Origin of the sequence: Streptococcus sanguinis (assembly GCF_050222175.1) — a bacterium.
In the GTDB taxonomy this organism is placed as follows: domain Bacteria; phylum Bacillota; class Bacilli; order Lactobacillales; family Streptococcaceae; genus Streptococcus; species Streptococcus sanguinis_M.
In genome coordinates, this window is record NZ_CP071420.1 from 1,317,858 (window position 1) to 1,337,987 (window position 20,130).

The 20,130-nt window shown below is 45.2% G+C and carries 8 protein-coding genes; all 8 read right to left on the reverse strand.

What is annotated here, in order from left to right; genetic code table 11:
• Nucleotides 1-29: 29 nt before the first annotated feature.
• Nucleotides 30-2,447 (reverse strand): SHIRT domain-containing protein, encoded by a 2,418-nt coding sequence (locus J1C91_RS06625; protein WP_002909896.1) that lies wholly within the window; start codon nt 2,445-2,447, stop codon nt 30-32.
• A gap of 386 nt (nt 2,448-2,833) precedes the next feature.
• Nucleotides 2,834-11,509, reverse strand: a complete 8,676-nt coding sequence (locus tag J1C91_RS06630; RefSeq protein WP_125438797.1) for a ZmpA/ZmpB/ZmpC family metallo-endopeptidase — start codon at nt 11,507-11,509, stop codon at nt 2,834-2,836.
• A 212-nt stretch (nt 11,510-11,721) separates the two neighbouring features.
• The gene (locus J1C91_RS06635) at nt 11,722-12,795 is read right to left on the reverse strand and encodes a hypothetical protein (protein ID WP_125330982.1); all 1,074 of its coding nucleotides are present in this window, start codon (nt 12,793-12,795) and stop codon (nt 11,722-11,724) included.
• Entirely contained in the window at nt 12,782-15,265 is a 2,484-nt protein-coding gene (locus J1C91_RS06640) for a phosphoenolpyruvate synthase (protein ID WP_125438799.1), read from the reverse strand. The genes J1C91_RS06635 and J1C91_RS06640 overlap by 14 nt, the downstream gene beginning before the upstream one ends.
• Complete coding sequence (locus J1C91_RS06645; protein WP_002895689.1) at nt 15,265-16,164, reverse strand: UbiA family prenyltransferase; 900 nt, start codon at nt 16,162-16,164, stop codon at nt 15,265-15,267. Before J1C91_RS06645 ends, J1C91_RS06640 begins: the two co-directional genes overlap by 1 nt.
• Complete coding sequence (locus J1C91_RS06650; RefSeq protein ID WP_125438801.1) at nt 16,149-17,021, reverse strand: phosphatidylserine decarboxylase; 873 nt, start codon at nt 17,019-17,021, stop codon at nt 16,149-16,151. Before J1C91_RS06650 ends, J1C91_RS06645 begins: the two co-directional genes overlap by 16 nt.
• Nucleotides 17,014-17,646, reverse strand: coding sequence for a CDP-alcohol phosphatidyltransferase family protein (locus J1C91_RS06655; protein WP_048773229.1), 633 nt, complete (start codon nt 17,644-17,646; stop codon nt 17,014-17,016). Before J1C91_RS06655 ends, J1C91_RS06650 begins: the two co-directional genes overlap by 8 nt.
• A complete protein-coding gene (locus J1C91_RS06660) occupies nt 17,633-20,128 on the reverse strand; it encodes a PEP/pyruvate-binding domain-containing protein (protein ID WP_048773227.1) in 2,496 nt (831 codons plus the stop codon). The genes J1C91_RS06655 and J1C91_RS06660 overlap by 14 nt, the downstream gene beginning before the upstream one ends.
• Between the last annotated feature and the right edge of the window lie 2 nt (nt 20,129-20,130).

Here is a 20,130-nt window from a genome sequence, read left to right on the forward strand (position 1 = left end):
AGCTAGCTGAGATGATTGTCAGGCTAATATTAATTAGCTTTTTTGAAACGATAGACAAGAGCTGATAAAAGAATCAGTGCAAATCCTGCTGCTATCGCAAAGATAGATGTTTCACTGCCAGTTTTCGGCAAAACTTTTTTGCCAGTTGCTGATCCACGAACATCTTTTCCATCTTTATCTGTCGAATTACCTGGAGTTCCATCAGTCGAACCGACTGGTTTGTCACCAGATGATGATGGTGGTGTCGAATCTGAAGAAGATGGTGGTGGTGTTGGTCCTTGTGGACGTCTAGCTTCAAATGTCCATGTGCCTGTAAATTTGACATCTGAGCCTGCAATAGTTTTACTATCCGCGTCATATTTAAGGAATTTCCAAGTACCTCCAGTTACTTCAATAGAATCCTTAGCTGGCTGAACCGCTTGAACTGCAGTACCATCTGTGTATTCATTGGCATCGGTCGGCAACAATTCTGTCACCTCTGCTGGTAAGGTGCGATTCGGATCTGCGCTTACAAATTCATACGTCACCTTATATTTCGGCGCTGGAGTGAAATTCCATTTACCGGTAAATTTAAGGTCCTTATCCGCAACAGTCTGTGCATTCGTTTCTGCATAGCCTTCGAAAGTCCATGTGCCTTCAGTAACTGTAACACTTGTTTTAGCAGGCTGCTTAGCGTCTACATTAGTACCACTAGTGTAGCGATTAGTATCTGCTGGAAGCAAATCCGTTACTTCTTTTGGCAGGTTTGGATAGGCTGGGTTAGAGCTGAGAAACTCATAGCTGACACCATAGTCTTTATAACTGTTGGTGAATGTTGGATTGTTACCTGCGACAGCAGCTTCCAATTTAGCATTGTTTTCAGTCACTGTGACAGTCACAGTATGTTCTTTACTGTCATACGTTACTCCAGCTTCATTTCCAGCTACTTCTTTCAGCTTGTAGGTATAAGTCCCTTCTTTATCATAGTTGATTTCAGGAAACTTGATATTACCATTGACATCATTTGTTGCTTGAAGTTCCACGTTATTTCCACCAACCTCAGTCAGCTTGAAAGTGTACTTACCAGCTTCAAGTGCTTTACCATCCAGAACTTTTTTAGCGGTAATCGCTGCAGTTGCTGGCTCTAACTTGTATGTATTGGTGAAAGCATCACGGTCATAGGCAACAGTTGCTGTCTTAACGCCGTTGTTGTCTGTTACAGTAACAGTAACATTGATGTCTGAATTGGCATCGTTTGTCACACCTGGCAGATTGCTTGCTCGTTCACGAATGACATAGTTAAAGGTTCCCTCATTTTTGAAACGAAGTTTCTTAAAGGTTACGGCACCGTCTTTGTTTGTTACCGTTTGAACAACTTTGTCGTTGTCATCCTTATTGATCAAATCAAAAGTAAATTCACCATCTGCCAAATTGCGGCCAGTCAATTCCTTTTTGACTTTGAAGATAACTTCATCCGAACGAGTACCTTCCCCGACACCATCAAGAGTTGTCAAAGGTGCAAATGGACGTGATACTAAATCTGGCATCTTTTGTCCATTAGCCGTAACGGTTACATCGTTAAAGGCTTTTTTGGTCACCTTATCAACTGGCTCTGTCAAACGTGTCCGGTAGATAACATAAATACCTCTTCCACTCAAATCCCCAGCATTAACTGTGAAATGATTGGAGTCTGTGATTGAAACGACATCACTTGGGTTAAAGGATTTACGTGTGCCAGAAGCACCTTCCCACTCAGTAAAGTAGTAACCTGTAATCCCTGAATCTTCATCCAGCTCTTGGCCTTCTGGAATAGCGTCCTCAATGACAACTTGACCAAGATTTTGGACATCACGATTGACACGGATACGCCAGTTGACGTAGTTTGGATCCTTAGAATCCTGAACACCCCACTTGGAATACCCCTGAGGTTCTTCATCAACCTTGATACGCTTCAGCCTATAGGTTCTAGCACCTGGGAAATTAACTTCTTGCTCTTGATCATAAGGCATATTATCAGCCCAAACCACTGTGAAAGAAGATTGAATACGCTTGGTATCTGGCATTTTCGCAAAATACTCAGCATTTGTGACAGTAATGGTCGCTGTATTGGTAACAGGATCTGTCACCAACTTGGCAACAACAGTACCATCCGGTGCACTTATGTTTTCCTCCAAAGTTCGCTCAATTTTGAACTGTGATGGAACACGATAAACCATGGTATCACCATTATTTAATACTTTGCTATCTGCAAATGTATAGGTCGGAGCAATGTAAAATTTACCTTCACCGTAGCCTGTATCCTTTAAAGGATTAGTATTAATAGTGACATCTGTAGTTAGCTGATAATCACTTTCACCTAACTCTGCAGCAGAAACCCTAGGACTTGAGCTTAACAAGGGAAGAAAGGTTGATACCAAAAGCAGCAAAGTCATCAGAGCATGAGACACTTTATGATAAGTTTGTTTCACCTTGAATGCGGTCCTCCTTCTTTTTATATTTTATTTTAGACAAATGCTGGCAGGCACACCATCACCTGTCTACCCCCTCATTTTCAGCCGATTTTAAATCAAGATTTATTACCAAACTAAAAATGATAGTACTCGTATATGATAAGCAAATATGACATATACATATCAATTATAACATAAAAATTATAATTTACGCCCTGTAAACTATTATTTTTATTATCATTTTTCTATTCTTTGTCTACTATCGTTACAAAAAAGTCACAAAAAATTGTTTTATTCAGACTCGGATGGATTATTATTGATATATTAGAAATAAATGGCAGAAAAAATACCTAGACTTTTTTAGTCTAGGTATTTTTAAACATATACTGAAAACAACTTATTGCTTACTTATTAAAGATTGACTGTCTGAAGTCGTCTGTTTCACGAAGATAAGCATTATAAATCTTCTTCTTGAGCAGGTTGACCCAGCTGGCATCGACACGGCTTGTAGCATTGGCAATGTTGCTCACATCCTCTGCTACTGCTGCGTCCATCAGCCTTTGCATATCTGCATAAGAGCGAATGGTTACTTTCTTAGTACTGTTTGGATTTCTAAGCTCGTACTCAATGGTGATTGGCTTGAGCTTGGTCAGCTGATCAATCCGCTCTTTATACATAGCTTTCTTGAAGGCTACCCAAGAGTCATATTCACCCTTGAATACATTTTCCAAGACTTTCTGGTCTGTTATCAGACCAACATCTCTTCCGGACCATCCATCCCATGTTTTCTTACCTTCATCAAAGGCTTCCTTAGAGTACTTACCAGAAACATAAGGGACAAATCCTTCATGGTAGCCCTTGGCTGCCAGTAACTCGTAGGCTGTGCGGCGGAACATGACATCACCCGGCGCTCCATTTGGATTGCTCAAGGCTGAGTAGATTGGTGAGAAAAGGCTGAGACTGAGGTAGCCATTTCGGCCATATTTCCCACTATCCTTGTTCTCCCGACGAGTGATAACATCATTTTCAATCAGGGAGTTAAAGGTCTTCAGCTGCTTGATTTCTTCAGCAGTAAAGCTTCGCGTCTGGTTACCAGCATGAGTCTCCTTACCATACTTATCTGTAACATAGTAATTCTCCATCTTTCTGAACCACTGAAGCTTGGCATCATCACTCTGCTTCAGCATAGAGGTACCTTCTAGGTAATCTAGGGTGTAGATCATGTCAAACATACCATGAACATAGTGTTGCAGGTCTTCTGCATTTTGAACGCGTTCCTTGAAGTTATATGTGTGTAGACGCGTCTTAGAATCCTTGTCCACCTTGAAGAGGGTATTGAGTGTAATGGTTGCCTCATCTGCACTTGGAGTGGACTGCAGGAGTCCGCGAGCATAAAGCTCAGCTCCCAGACCTTCGCGGCGGCCATTGCCCTCAAAGTAAATGCCACCGTCAGAATTATGGGTCATTTCATGCGTGTAGACAGAGTTACCATAGTCTTCTAACAATTTAGCTGCATCAAAGTGGGTTACATTTCCTGTCGCATAGGCATTATAGCCCTTGCTAGGATACCACTTGCCGGCTGGTCCAAAGAATTCCTGCATAGCCAGTGATTTTTTGTCATTAGCTGGAGCCCAATATTTTTGACCATTCTTGTCAACCAATGAGAATCCATCGTAAACCAGAACAGAACGGAAGAGCTTGTCCTTGCTTTCATCGCTTAGAATCTTATACCAGAAGTCATAGTGATCGCGCTGGTATTCAGCTGTTTTTCTCACTCGGTCTTCGACAAATTCCGCTAGCTCTGCATCTGTCCGAACCCTGCCATTGGCATCAAGGCGATAACGGTCATAAGCCCCCATGGAGATGGTAGACATATTGGAGATAGCATAGACACCCTTCTCAGTCATGGTCAAGAGTGGCAAGAGCATGCCCTTGTGTTCCCAGTTATCAGCAGTAATCTTGTCGTAAACGCCGACAGAATACTTGCTCTTGTCTTCGGCTGCATCCTGAAGCTGTCTCGCTTCTGCTAAATCGGACTTAGCCTCAACGATGTAGGCCTTTGTATTGGTCTTGAGCCATTCATTATTGCTCTTGCCCGGCAGGAAGAGCTGACGATAGCCTTCCAGGTAGTTAAAGATCCCTCGCTTACCAGTCGCTTCAGAAAGCGAGGCATCATAAGCCATATAGTTGTTCTTAGCTTTAAGATTGTTCATGCCTGACTTACCAAGTGAAATAATGGTATCTAAGGTTGAAGCATTATGATTTCCAAAGAAGTCAAATTTATAGGCTGACAAATCCTTGACATTGATATTGTCATAGTTGATATTATACCAACGGTTGAGATAGGTCAGACCAAGTAAGAAAGCTTCTTTATTGTCTTTAATTTGCTGAGCTATATAGTCTGCTACAACATTGCCTTCCGTATTGATAGACTTGTCCATAGCCAGTACCTTGCGCAACTCTTCTGACAGCTTGGTCTTGACTTGGTCAAAGGCGGTATCCAGATAGAGATCATCCAGAGAAGTGTCAGCATTCACACCTAAAACAGTCCGCATAGCCGGTGAGTCAAGAACAACCTTGTTCAACTCTGGCAGCACTTGATTGAGAACCCTGCTATAGTCTGATAGGAAAGCTTCTGGTGTATAAAGGAGATCTAAGCCATTTACACTGTACTCTGCAATTGCCTTATATTTGAAATCTCCCTTATAGGTCAGATCCAGGTAGTCAACCGTATTATCCTCAAAGTGCAGCATCAGACGGTTAATTCCGGTCTTGTTGCTATTGATATCAGTGATAATCTGGTCGCCCTTCATCGGAACAACATCCAGTAAGTACTCGGTATTGAGCTTGTGATTATCTGGAAGTTTATTTCCATAAGCAACGATAGTCTCCTTATTGTAGAATGGAAGGAGTTTTTCCATGTTAGCATAAGCTATTAAACGGTCTTCTCGGGCATTCTTTTCCTGGGCATAGTTGACAGAATAAAGGTTGAGATTCGTGTCTTCCAGCGTGGTCGTAATGTCTAGGCTGGCCAGCTTCTCTTCTGCCTCGTTCAGGGTCAGTGTTGAAGTGACAAACTTGTCATTTTCCAGTGTTTTATTTCCTTCAACGGCATAAGCTTCTGTGATACGGTTGTTCTCATATCCCTGATCGCCAGAAATACTGTAAACATTTGTACCGCTGACATTGCTGATGACATTATCAATCAAGCCATTGAAGTAATTGGAACCTACTACGCCGCCAATCTGACCGTTCTTAGTAGAGTTTTGAATCTTTCCAGCCACATAAGAACGGCTGATGCGGGCATTGTTTTCTAAACGGCCAACCAGACCGCCAAAACGTTGGTTGTTGGCTCTAGCGCCTGCTAGAATGGTCACATCTGCCCTGCTTTGACTAATCAAGGAGTTTCCTCCCTTAAGATTGGCAACCAAACCACCGACATTATATTCTTTACCCTGTTTATCATTTGATACGATAGTTCCAGTAAAGGAGCTATTGGTGATTTGGGTATTGTTAGCAATAACTACCAAACCTGCTACCTGTGAAGCATTTTCTTTTACTTCTACTCTACCTTGGACTGAAACATCTGTGATTCGAGCATTTTCTGCATTGCGAGCTAGGGCAGCTGAGTCGTAAGTACCGACAATATTGACCTCTTTCAGATCCAGATTGGAAATAGAAGAACCACTCTTGAGGTTTTCAAATAAAGGCTTGACCAGATTATAAATCGCATACTGCTTGCCATTATGGTTACCTGTCAGACTGCCTGTGAAGTTCCCTTTGAGGTAGACATAATCCGCAGGTGCCAGACTAACTTCGCTAGCATCCAAATCAGCCCCCAGAACATAGTTGCCAGCCATATTTTGCTTCATAGCGTCTATCAAACCAGCAAAGCTAGTGTAGACATTTTGCTGGCTAGGGACTGCCTTACTGATATAGAAGTCATAGCCAGACTTATAGCCTGTCTCACCTTCTTGGACCAGCTCAGGCAGAGATACTGTCACCTTATAGACGTCCCTGCCATCCTTATGACTTTCCGCTATGTTGTGAACCGGCAGAAGCATTTCCTTAGATTCACTTGATTTGACTTTGACGAAGTAGGTAGACAAATCCGTAGGCATAGAACTCATAGATACGACGCGCTTAAACTGGTCGTTTTCTTTTCTGTAAAACTCGGCCGAATCAATATCTCGGAAGGCAATCTTCTTGTATTCCAATTCGAAATTGCGGCTGTCCGTTTCAAGGTCTGTGAAGCTGCCATTATCCAGTTCATAAGTCAGCTTGGTTTTCAGGGTATAGCCTGTATAGTAGTCTAAGTCGCCGATTTTTAGACTTCCTGCGAAATTGGTAATCGGAAGAGTTCGGACGAGCTGATCTCCCTGGTACAATTCAGCTGTCGCTGAACGGAAGGACTGGGTCTGGTCTTCTAATCTATATTGGACAGTCACTGACTTGTCATCTGCATTTTCTGTCAGACTTAGAATGGAAACCATTGGCTTGACTTTAGGCACTCCATTTAGAGCTTCTTTGGCTGCTGTCAGGCTAGCAAATGCTTGATTGACCTGCACTTGTGTTGCAGTTTGATTATTCAGAACTCCTTCTGCCTTAGTCAATTCATCAGTATAAGATGTCTGCTTATCTGAATCCGCATTTTTAAATTTAGCAGTTGTTTTAACGGTTGGATTTAAATCGTACTCATTTTGAAGAGCCGTTTTGACAACCTCAAGACCACTTAACTGAGCTTTGGCTTGATTGATTTGTCCCACTAGTTGGTTAACTTCTGCTTGGCTAGCATGTGATTGACTTAGAAGCGTCTGCCCCGCCGTCAAAGCAGTATCATAGCTAGATTGATGACTCAGACTATCATTGAAATAACGTGCCTGAGCTTTAATCTGATCTGCTTCCGCTAATAGATTATGCAGTGGAATTAAATCGAATTCTTCTAAAACTTCTGCTTTTGGTGCTTCGTTCGGTACCATGTTCGGCTTAGCTGTACCAACTTTAACAATTTGTGTTACTGGAGCCAAAGTTTCTTTATTAGAAAGCTCTTGACGATCAATTTCTTGACCATTGGAGCTGTAAATACGAGTCTTAATCGTCCGCTCGCCTTGGACACCTGGAGTCGCAATTTGGCGAGCATCTCGAACAAGTTCGTCCGTTTCTTCTTCACGAATAGTGAAGTTAATCTTCTCAACACGCGTTTCGTCGGTGTAAGTTAGCAGATACTCTGGCAAAGCATCGGCTTTCGGAGCTTCATTCGGTACCATATTTGGTTTAGCCGTACCAACTTTTACAACTTGCGTTACTGGAGCGAGAGTTTCCTCATTGGAAAGTTCTTGGCGGTCAATTTCTTGTCCATTGGAGCTGTAAATACGAGTCTTAATCGTCCGCTCGCCTTGGACACCCGGAGTCGCAATTTGGCGAGCATCTCGAACAAGTTCGTCCGTTTCTTCTTCACGAATAGTGAAGTTTATTTTCTCCACTCGAGTTTCATCCGTGTAAGTTAGCGGATACTCTGGTAACGTGTCTGCTTTCGGAGCTTCACTTGGTACCATGGTTGGCTTAGCTGTTCCGACTTTAACAACTTGTGTTACTGGAGCCAAGGTTTCTTCATTAGACAGCTCTTGGCGGTCAACTTCTTGACCGTTGGAGCTGTAGATGCGAGTCTTAATCGTACGCTCACCTTGAACTCCCGGTGTTGCGATTTGACGGGCATCTCGAACCAATTCGTCCGACTCTTCTTCACGAATGGTGAAGTTGATTTTTTCTACTCGAGTTTCGTCGGTGTAAGTCAGTGGATATTCTGGCAGAGCTTCTGCTTTTGGTGCATCATTCGGTACCATGTGCGGCTTAGCTGTACCAACTTTAACAACTTGTGTTACTGGAGCTAGAGTCTCTTCATTAGATAGTTCTTGACGATCAATTTCCTGACCATTGGAGCTGTAGATACGAGTCTTGATAGTTCGTTCACCCTCAACACCTGGGGTTGCGATTTGGCGAGAGTCCTGAGGCAATTCATCAGTGTATTGTTCCTCGATGTTAAAGGCTATTTTCTCAATACGAGTCTCATCCGTATAAGTCAACGGATACTCTGGCAAAGCTGCTTCTTTCGGTGCATCGTTTGGAACCAGGGTTGGCTTAGCAGTACCAACCTTAACAACCTGCGTAACTGGAGCTAAGGTTTCTTCGTTAGACAGCTCCTGACGGTCAACTTCTTGACCGTCTGAACTGTAGACACGGGTCTTGATGGTTCGCTCGCCCTGGACACCCGGAGTCGCAATTTGACGAGCATCTCGAACAAGTTCGTCCGTTTCTTCTTCACGAATAGTGAAGTTGATTTTCTCCACTCGAGTTTCGTCCGTGTATGTTAATGGATACTCTGGCAAAGCGTCTGTTTTTGGTGCATCACCTGGTACCATGGTTGGCTTAGCCGTGCCAACTTTAACAATTTGCGTTACTGGAGCTAGAGTCTCCTCATTGGATAACTCTTGGCGGTCGATTTCCTGACCATTGGAACTGTAAACACGAGTCTTGATGGTTCGCTCGCCTTGCGCGCCTGGAGTTGCGATTTGACGGACATCTTGTGGTAATTCATCCGTATATTGCTCCTCGATGTTGAAAGCTACTTTCTCTACTCGAGTTTCGTCGGTGTAAGTCAGCGGATACTCTGGCAAAGCCTCTGCTTTCGGCGCATCATTTGGTACCATGGTTGGCTTAGCAGTACCAACTTTAACAATTTGCGTTACTGGTGCTAATGTTTCTTCATTAGATAGCTCTTGGCGGTCAATTTCTTGACCACTGGAGCTGTAGATACGAGTCTTAATGGTCCGCTCGCCCTCAACACCCGGTGTTGCGATTTGACGGGCGTCTTGTGGCAACTCATCAGTGTATTGTTCCAAAATATTGAAGGCTACTTTTTCAACACGCGTTTCGTCCGTGTAAGTTAATGGGTACTCTGGAAGAGCATCGGCTTTTGGTGCATCGTTCGGTACCATATTTGGTTTAGCCGTACCAACTTTGACAACTTGCGTTACTGGGGCTAGAGTTTCCTCATTCGATAACTCCTGACGGTCAACTTCTTGACCATTGGAACTGTAGACACGAGTCTTAATAGTTCGCTCACCCTCAACACCTGGAGTTGCAATTTGACGAGTACCTTGGACTAGCTCGTCAGTCTCTTCTTCACGAATAGTATAGTTAATTTTCTCTACTCGAGTTTCGTCCGTGTAAGTTAGCGGGTATTCTGATAGCTCTTCTACCTTTGGTGCGTCAGCTGGAATCAGACTTGACTTACTTGTTCCGACCTTAATAATCTGAGTGACTGCTGCAAGAATTTCTTCATCCGATAAAACTTGGCGGTCAACCTCTTGTCCATTCGAGATATAGATACGAGTGGTAATAGCCCGCTCGCCTTGTACACCTGGTGTGACGATTTGACGGCTGCCTTCTGGAATCTCATCTGTATACTGTTCTTCGACAGAAAAATCTATCTTTTCTCTTCTTGTTTCATCTGTCGCAGTCAGTTCTAATTCTTGGGCTTGATGCACGGGTGCTTCATCTGGTGCGGTACCATAAGTTGTTAGTTCCGGAACTTCTTGTACTGGAGCGGTGTCTGGTGCAGTGCCATACGTTGTCAAGTCTGGGACTTCTTGAACCGGTGCAGTATCCGGTGCAGTGCCATAAGTCTTCAATTCTGGAACTTTTTGCACTGGTGAGTCATCTGGTACGGTACCATAAGTTGTTAGTTCTGGAGCTTCTTGTACGGGAGCAGTATCGGGTGCAGTGCCATAGGTTGTTAGTTCTGGAGCTTCTTGTACTGGTGCGGTATCTGGTGCAGTGCCATACGTTGTCAATTCTGGGACTTCTTGGACTGACGCTGTATCGGGCGTCGTTCCATAGGTCGTCAATTCGGGAACTTCATTTACGGGTGCGGTATCTGGTGTAGTTCCATAGCTGGTAAGCTCTGGGACTTCTTGCACTGGTGCTTCTTTTGGTACAGATTTGACTGCAGCAGTTCCAACCAACACAATTTCCGAAACTGGCTCTGCAGTTACCTGGTCTGAAACCACTTCGCTTTTTACAATTTCTTTACCTGCAATATAATTGCGAGTGACGACAGTACGTGTACCAGCGACACCTGCGCGAATAACCTGAGATTGCCCCTCTGCGAGTTCATTTGAATATCGATATTCTGTTTGATAAGGCAGGACTTGGGTTTGGCTGCTTTCTTGGCTCTTGAATTCCAGTTCTGGTACTTCATTGACAGGAGAAAGCCGAGCGAATTCGCGCTCTTTGGCAGCAATAATCTCTTTTTCTTGCTCGGTCAGTCTCTCTGTTTCACTAGATACAGGCTTATTGGAAGTACTCAGATTCCCAGAAAGACTAGCAGATTTGCCTGCCTGCTGATCAACTTCAACAGCTGACAAGTCCTTTTGTGCCGTAGGAAGCTGATGACTTCCTGCTGCGTTTTCCTTGCCTTGTTCAGCGCTTTTAAGATAGCCTACATACTCAAAACCAGCAATCTCTAAAGGCTCCGGCAGCTTATCTCCCACTGTCAAATTTAGCCTTTGATTGTAGGCGGCTAATTCAATATTGGTCACTGCAAATACAGAAGGAGCTAGGAGAATAGATCCTAGACCCGTCACCAGCAAAATAGAAGACAGGTATCGCTTACCATTTCTACCTCGTGCAATTACTAAGACTGCTAAGGTCAGCCCAGCAGCTGCAAATGTCGCTTCCCACAGACTTGAGTAGCCCGTCTTTGGCAAACTTTTTGCCGAAAGCCCCTGGGTCTTAGGACGGTAAACCAGATAATAAGCATCAGAGTTTTCTTCCACAAACTTTGGAAGCTCCTTAACAACTGCATTCTTCTCAGCTTCAGTCAGCTCAGACTCTACTACGTAGTGATACTGGACTGGAACGGTTTTGCCGGCTGAGACTTCTGCAGCCTCAACCGTGCTTATATTTCCCCCTATTGCGGTACTCAAAAAGAAGCTTCCGATAGTGGCGGAAACCAATCCTACTGATAACTTTCTAAAAGAATAACGCTGGAGCGTATCGCCAGTGATTCTTTTTTCCATAATAATTCCCTTTTCTCCATATAATAATCTCTTAAAATTTTACAGAATTTCCTACAAAAATTCAATGCTTTTGCTTAAAAATATATCTTTGAAAGCTGAAATCATCATGTTTTTGAACAACCTGAAAATAGTGTTCATTTTTAACTAAAAAAATAAAAAAACAAATCTTCGGTTAGAAAATTTGCTTTTTAAAATGTGATTTACTTTGTTAGTCAGGAGTTCAAATTCAACTCAAAGAGACCATACTCATGCTTGTCTCCTTGCAATTCCGCTGCATAGTGGCGCGTGACAGTTTTTTGATGAATCAAGGCCCCAATAGCTGAAGCTTGTCTCTTCTGCGCTTCTTTAAAAATCGGATAGGCCAAGGCAGAGCCCAACCCCAAGAATTGCTCATCTACTCCTAGATACATAATTGTATAACGTTTGGGAAAACGCTTGGTCCAAAAAAGCTTGGCTAGGTTAAGAGGAGTCAGTTTTTGATAAACCAGAGAACCATAGTCCGGCATGGCAATCAGAAAACCAGCTAGCTTGCCCTCCTTATAGGCCAGCTTAACCATAGAAAAATCAAGAATGTACTGGTATTTCTGAAAAATCTGACTGAACTGCTGACTAGAAATTGACCGATAAATCGGAAAATCTTGATAGAGGCGATTGAGAAGCTCAAAAACCTGCAGCGAAGCTTCTTCCCAGTCCTTCTTCTTTGGAGAGCAAATGGTGAAACCCGCTTCTTCAAAAGACTCAAAACGATGAGCCAGCTTATCCTGATGAATTTGATTGCTGACCTTGGGATAAAAATTGGATAGATAGCGCTCCTTGAGCTCAAAACCAGCAGCCTGCCATAGCTGGGGATAATAGGCTGGATTATGAGGTTCCCCTGTAAAAGGTAACTCCTCTGTTCCAGTCAGCTGCATTCGATAGCCCAGCCAAAAACTTGCTTGTACGGGGCCGATTATCTTAATCGCTCCGAGACTGCGAGCAAAACCTGCTAAATGCTCGATAAAAGCAGATGCAATCTGCTGGTCATTGATTGACTCGAAAAATCCCAAGTAAGCAGCCTCATCCCCTGGATAGAAGGTCAGGAGGCCTCGAATACAAGGCTGGCCCTCCTCATAGCCAATAAAGGCATAGGTTTCTAAGTCAGAACTCAGCGGGTGACTGCCTTCAATCAAAGCCAGTTCTTCCTCTTCCGACTGTATGAGGTGGTCCGGTTGGTAAATCTGCTTGGGCAGGGCTAGAAAATCGTCCAGCTCTACAGTATTTGCTTTGACTGGTTTAATTTCCAGCATGATCTTCCTCCTTAATCAGTCGAATCTTGCCAGTAAGGCCATCCATCTCAATCCAGTCACCATTTTGCAGCTGGCTGCAGGCGCCTCTGACATTGACAATGGAAGGAATACCCAACTCGCGGGAAATAATGGCCGTGTGCGAGAGCAAAGACCCCTGCTCGGCAATGACACCCTTGGCTTGGGTCAGAAGATAAACCCAGCCCGGATCGGTCATCTTGGTTACGATAATCCGGTCCTGAGCAGACTCAATCTCCTGCACATCTTCCACGAGCAAAACCTGAGCCTTAACGCAGCCAGGTGAGCAGCCAATCCCTTGTAAGGCTTGATTGCCCGTATTATGACTGCTGGTACGATTTTGCGGTTTCAGGTATTTCTCAAAGACCTGTCCAGCAAAAACATAGCGACTAAAGCTTGGCAGTTCCTTATCAGCCTCCAACTTCTCCCGACGCTCGGCTATCAATCCACTAACATCTCTGGGCTTTCTGGTCAGCTCAAACAACTCTTCCTTTGTCAGGTAAAAAACTTCTTCAGGCGTAGCCAGCAGCCCTTGCTCGGCTAATTGCTGCCCAAGCGTTCGGAAAATCTGTCGCATCATGCCGTAGATCCGAGTACGATTTAAGCGGGAGCTTTCCCGATATTTAACTCCCGTCATGGCTCGCTTGCGAAGAAAATTCGTCCACCAGCCTGATTTTTGCTCCTCTTCTTCAAGTTTCTGAGGTGCCAACTTCTTCTCCTCTTGCTGGCACATTTGCAGCAGGAGCTTGAGCAGACGCTCTGGATGCGTTCGAAAGGTTGGTGTTTCTAACTTCAACTCTTCTGGAGCCCGATCACCAAATTCATGGATAAAATGGGCAATTTCTTGGACCAAAGGGTGCTGGCGACTTAGAAAGACTGCTGGACTTTCACTTGCCATGGCCTGTCTAATCTCTGCATTTTCTTCTGCTTTCAGCTGAGCTGTTAAAGCCTGCAGAGCCAAAGCCGGCTGCATACTTTCAATCTGCTCAATTCCTGCAATCTCAGCCTGAACAGCCCCGCCGCGACGCGACTTCTTCAGGAGTCCAGTATAGACAAAAGCATAGAGATCATTTACCAGGGTAATGTCCCAGTGAGACAGAATATCCTCTTTTAGCTTACTGACCAAGGCAATCAAGGTCTCAGCATCTGCGTCGGGAGAAAAGTTCGCTTCGTATTCGCGCTGAATCTGGGCAAACTGCTCTTCCAATTGCCGCATTTGCTTGGGCGCTGTCCAGAACTCTCGAATGATTCGGAGCATGATTTGCAGGCGTTTGAAAGCAGACAGGTGCACTGGCATCTGAGGCACCTCTGTCTCTCTCACTCCCAGCATATCCTGCCAGATAGGAATGATTTTCTTAGAAAAAGGCAGAAGCTGCAAGAGCTGATACCAGCTCTGAATCTGGTAATAAACACGACTATTGACCGGCTGCAGCATATTTTGAAAAGTAGCTTCATAGGCAGCCAACTCAGGGGCACCCTTGCCAACCAAGCGCTGGGCCAGACTGCGGAAAATGCTGGCATAAGCCTCTTGGATAAAACTAATAGTCAGAGGACTGGAAACGCCCGGATAGCTCTCGACAATGTTGCTGTTATCCAGAATAATCCGCTGACCCTCTGGCAAGGTAGTAATAGGTCGTGCCTGCAAGAGATAGAGCTGGCCATTGGCGAAGGTAAACTCCATATCCATATAAGGTCCGAAAAGCTGACTTACCTGACTTGCCAAGCCTTGTAACTCCGCGAGTTGTTCCTGTGATAAGTCTGGAGAGTTCTCCATCTGCTCTGTATAAAAGAGCTGGTCCTTGGGATGGAGTGTCACCATTGTTGTAGGAATCTTATCCTCGACAACCTTATTGCCCAAGCCCCTACCAATGACAATGATGTGCTCATTCAAAATGCCCTTGGGATTAGCTGTGAAGTAAATCCCAGACAAGTCTCCCTCCTGCATAACCTGAACAAGGCAAATCATCTGCGCCTGCTTCAAGGATAATCCCTGCTCAAATAGATAACTAAGAGCCGACTCCTGATAAAGAGAGAGCAAGGTCGCTTGGATGGCTTCTTTAAGTCCATCCGGCTTCACATTGAGCTGGCTCTTAAACTGACCGGCAAAGGATGAATCCTTGCCATCCTCAATGGTTGCTGATGAGCGGACTGCGAAGCGACAGTCTGTCTGAGAAAACTCCTGATGAATCCAGTTTTCTGCCACTGTCAGATCTTCTTGCGCAAATTGATCTTTAGCCCAGTCCTGCAGTTGCAGGCTGAGCTGAGACAAGTCCACCTCTCCAGACCGATAAGCTGCTTCCATCCGCTTCAAGTCAGCAGAGGTGGCCAGATTTTGAAAAAAGTCAAAAGCAAACACTGCAAAGTCAGGAACCGGCAAACCAGCAGCCTGCATTTTCAGCAAATGATAGACCTTGCCTCCGACCTGGTCAAGCCCTGTCTGCTTGATTCTTTTCATCAAAGTACCCCCATCAAGAGATAAACAGCAACGGACAGAACCATGGTCGTCTCCGTGATATAAGTATAACGTTCCACCCGCTCCCGTATATTAAAGCAAGTCGGATCCTTGATAAACTGCTCAAACTGGACGGTCATCCAGATGACATTCAGCACCAAGACTACCACTCCGACATGGGAAATATTCCAGAGAAGGGCGAAATTGGTCAAGATATCCAGCAGAGTCACCACCTCGATAAAGCGAGTGGCTTTTTTGTAGCCAAAAAGCTTAGAATAGGTCACATACTCTGTCTCGTCTTTTGGCGCCCGAATCTTGCGGCAGACTTCCCAGATCAGACTTGGGAAATACATGGTAAAAGCCAGCAAGACGGTCGGTAAAGACAAGAGAGGCAGATTGTACTTGTAGCAGACAAAAGAGATAGTATAGAGATTCAAAATCATCATGACTGGATTATGGGTTACTAGAGCCAGAGGCAGAGAATTTTGAATCTTGTCACGCTTGAAGAACCAGAAGGACATGAGAGTTCCGTAGATGTAGAGAAAGAGGAACCAGCCGATATTGTTCATAAAGAGAACATTGAGAAGTACAGATACAGCTACGATAAAGCTGAGGGCAATAGCCAAGTCCTTCTTTTTCACCCGGCCAGATGGCAGAGCTCGATGAGGAAAGAGGCGTCTGTCGGTCTCGTAGTCCTTGAAATCATCCGCAATCCGCAGAATCATCAGAAAGACGAAAATCGTAAAAATCCCAATCAACTCCTGATGGTCAAAGTGAAAGGTAGTCACTCCGTCATTGAGCAGAAGGACAAAATAAATCTCAAAAAACATGATGGCAGCCACAAAAAAGCGTGGCAGCAAAGGAAACATTTCCTTATAATAAACAGCTAATCGTTTAAACATAGCTTTTCTCCAATCTTTTCCCCCATTTGAATCTGGGTTTCTATTCCGAGGTCTGAGTAAGTCAGGATATCCTGATCCAAGCGAATCGTGCCTGCTGGATAGAGGACAAGGATGGTTGAGCCGCCCAGACCAAAGCAGCCCTTCTCCTGTCCCCTGACCAAATGGTCCTGACTGTGATTGTATATTCTTCCGACCAAGAGAGCCCCTACTTCCATCTGCAGGACAGGTCCTAGGTCGGTATCTAAAAGACAGTATTCTCTTTTATTTTCCTTGTAAATCAAGCGCCGCTTCTGGGCTACCTGCCTGACCGTATGCAGGCGTCCCTTGATTTTTCGACTTTGGGTAATTCTGCCGGATTCAGCCGCCAGATAGCGGTGCAGGTCTTCTACTCCCAAGCGATAGACCAGCGCTGTTCCGCCAGTGAACAGCTGGGCTAACTCTTCATCCAACAGTAAGTCAGCTAGCCTGTATGTCTGACCCTTTATCGTCAGCTGCAAGTCCTGACTAATGGTAAAAGCCTCCAGCTTGGCATCTGTCACAGCCAGTACTTGACTGTCAGGACAGACCGGACGTAGAGCGGGCTTGATTTTCCTCTGGAAGAAAGCCGCGAAGCTAGGATAGGGGCTATCTTCATAGTCAGCCAGATTCAGCTGATAATTTTCAACAAAAGCTGCTATTTTCTTGCGAGAAAAAGGAGTGTAGTCTTTCAAAGTCAGAAGATAAGACAGGCTAGGTCGGGTCAAGATAGGCAACAAGAAGCGACCCCAAGTAGTCCCATAAAGCTTGTCTAACAGACCCGCCTTGTATTCTGTCGGTTCAACTACTTGGCCAGTCCTTCTCTGATAGACCTTAACCATGCGGGAGAACCCCCAGACCAATCAGACTTGTAACAGCTAAAATCGCAAAGACCAGATAGGCCAGCTTATTGGGCTTGGGAATCCGGCAGTTGTAAACAAATAAGAAGGTCAGCAAAAGAGATAACCCCAGCCACACCCAAGCAAAGAGACCAGGCGCTATCCATTGACAGACCAGATAGGTCAGAGGGAAAAAGAGGGCGCTGTAAGTCACGGGCAAGCCGATAAAATAAGAGCCAGATCCTTCATCATGTTTGGCCAAGCGATTAAAATGAGCCAAGCGCGTAACTGCAGCTAAGACATAGAGGACAGCCAAGATGATATTGGCCGCTCCCAAGGGCAGCTGGGTCATGAGAAGCACAGCCGGAAGAGCCGCAAAGCTAATCATGTCGCAGAGCGAATCAATCTCAATACCGAAGCGCTTCTGGCTTTCAGTTCGCTTCATCCGCCGTGCCACCACACCATCAAAGAGGTCACAGATACCGCTAACGATAAAGGCCATCATGGCTAGCCGTAGCTGGGACTGAATGATGGCGTAGACTGCCAACAGTGCAAAAGCAGCGCCCATATAGGTCAGGATAACAGATTTGTCGTATTCACCGATAAACAAAGGTTCATTCTTCTTCATGAATTCTTATTTCTCCTCTTCTTCCATCTAAGGTAACCAGCATGCCAGTTTCTAGCAGCTGAGTTGCATTCTTGGCGCAAACCAGAGCTGGAATACCGCATTCCCGAGCGACTATGGATGCATGGCAGAGAACCCCGCCATACTCTGTCACAAGACCGCCTAGAATACCGAAAACATAACTCCAACCCGTATCTGTATAGCGAGTAACAAGGATTTCTCCCGGCTCAATCGTCTCAATATCAGCCAAATCCAAGAGGACTCGAACCCGACCGGTCACCTGACCGCTGCTGGCTGGCATTCCCGTCAGCAGGGCCTGACTCTCATGGGCCACCTCTTCCACGCTCATCTCTTTGTCGGTCAAATCGCCTACTGGCTCAAAATTCCGATAGGTCTGGCAATAATGCTGATTATCAGCAGCCTCTTCTTGAAGCTGGTCTGCTGTCTTTTGCCCTTTCATAAAGTCAGTCAGACTTTCTTTCTTAATGTAAAAAACATCTTGTTTATTTTTCAGAAAGCCTCTCTTTTCATAGGCTCGGCCAAGTTTAAGGCTAATCTGACGAATGAGGTGGTAATAGCGTGTGGAAATGTCCTTGAACTCCTCCCGCCACCAGAGCAAGTTCCGCAGGTCTTGACTGATTTTTTCTATCTTTTTCCGCTTGGCTAGAGATAGATGAGCCAAATCCAGCTCAGACTCTGAGACAGGACTGAGCGAAGCTTTGGCCGCTTGGTAATACGCTGAATCAGCAACCAACTGTTGGACCGCTGTCAGAACCTGATGAGCATCTTCTTCATAACTTGCTACTCGTAAGTCCAGCTCCCGAGCTGAGTGATAGCCAAAGTCCCTTTGAAAATCCTGAATCTTGATAAAATCTGCTCGCTCAGGATATTGTGCTGCCAGTCCCTGCAACTCTTCCACCGATAACTTCAGCCAATCGTCTGTCAGTTTCTCGTCTGCCAAAACAAAATCCGCAGCTTCCAGCATTCGAGCCAAAGGCTTGGTATGCGAAACATTTCCTAACTTAGCTATCAGTTGGAAAAATTCATCGACCGTCAGCCATTTGAGGAGACTGGTCTTTTTCATGGACAGCTGGACCGTATTGATGTAGGCCTGCCAGAAATAAGTTCCCTCACTGTCTAAATAAGCCTGATTTAGCACTAACTGCCAAAGACTCTCGACCTGATACAGCGGGCTTTGGTCGTTCAGTTCTCGTATTTCTTGATTCAGGCGGTTAAATTGCTGACGCAGCTCTTGCAGCCTGTCTGGCGCCTGATATAGAAAAGTCTTAGTTACTTTTTGCGTTTTCAAGGCTACCCGCAGGAAATTCAAGAGCAAGGCTGGATTTAATTTACTGGTAAAACCTTGACCTTGGTAGTCTTTATTAACTCCCAGCTCATCATCAAAGTCTCGCTCAATATAGCCTGGAATCTGCTCCATACCTTGCTTGACCACTCCTAAGTTCCAGAAAGGCCGAGCATAATGCAGGCGCATCAGCGGCGGCATCACACCATCTGGCTCTAGGCCAATTGCCAGCAAAAAGCTGGAGAGTGCCTCTTGCCAAGAATAGCGATAAAGGCTCCACATCAGATTTGGACAGGGCTGGGCCGCGACGCCACCGTCCCGAAAATTCGCTGTCGTCCAGCGGCCACTGTAGATTTTAGTTGGCACTGTCGTGATGGGCCGAGCCTGCAGCAGATAGACTTGCTCTTGTACGGCACACCACTCAATATCCATCGGCCGACCAAAATACGCTACAATCTGCAAAACTTGCTCGTGTAGCTTCTGCAAGACTGCCATAGGCATTTCAACTTTTTCAAGCTGGCTCCAGTCCGGCTTGTACCAAGAAAGAGTCAGTTGCTCAGGATTAACTTGACCGCTAACCAAGCTCTCAGCTGAGCCTTTTACATACTCCAATAGCATGGTCTGGTCCTGATTTGTTGCCACGTCTAGGGAAAAGCAGACACCGCTAAAGTCAGGCTTTATCTGCTCCTGAATCAGCACCGCCATGGCAAAATCCTGTTCTGCCAGACCCTGACGCTGCCAGTAGGCCAAGGCTTCAGGATTAAAAAGGGAAAGCAGACAGGAACGAATGCCTTGCTCAATTTCTGACAGTGTCCGGCAGTTGCCGATCGAGTCATATTGGCCAGCAAATGACATGGCCTGTCCGTCTTCTAAGAGGGCACTGCTGCGAACGATATAAGCTTGATTTTGCTGACAAAAGGCTGCTAACTCCCGCTGCCAAGCTGGATCCAAGGGATAGTGCTGCAAACGCTCCGCAATTTCCTCCTTGCCCAGTTCGATGAATTCTTTAAGTCCCTGTTTTGAGTATTCTGGCAGAGCTGCTCTTAGCCAAGCCATTACTTGGTCCGCAGGCAAAATCAGACCCTTAGGAACCGAAAGCCCCAGCTGACAGAGGTTGATTAACTGATTGATTTTACCGCCATAGACGGCCGAAGACTCTTTTTCCAGCCATAATTCTTTCATCA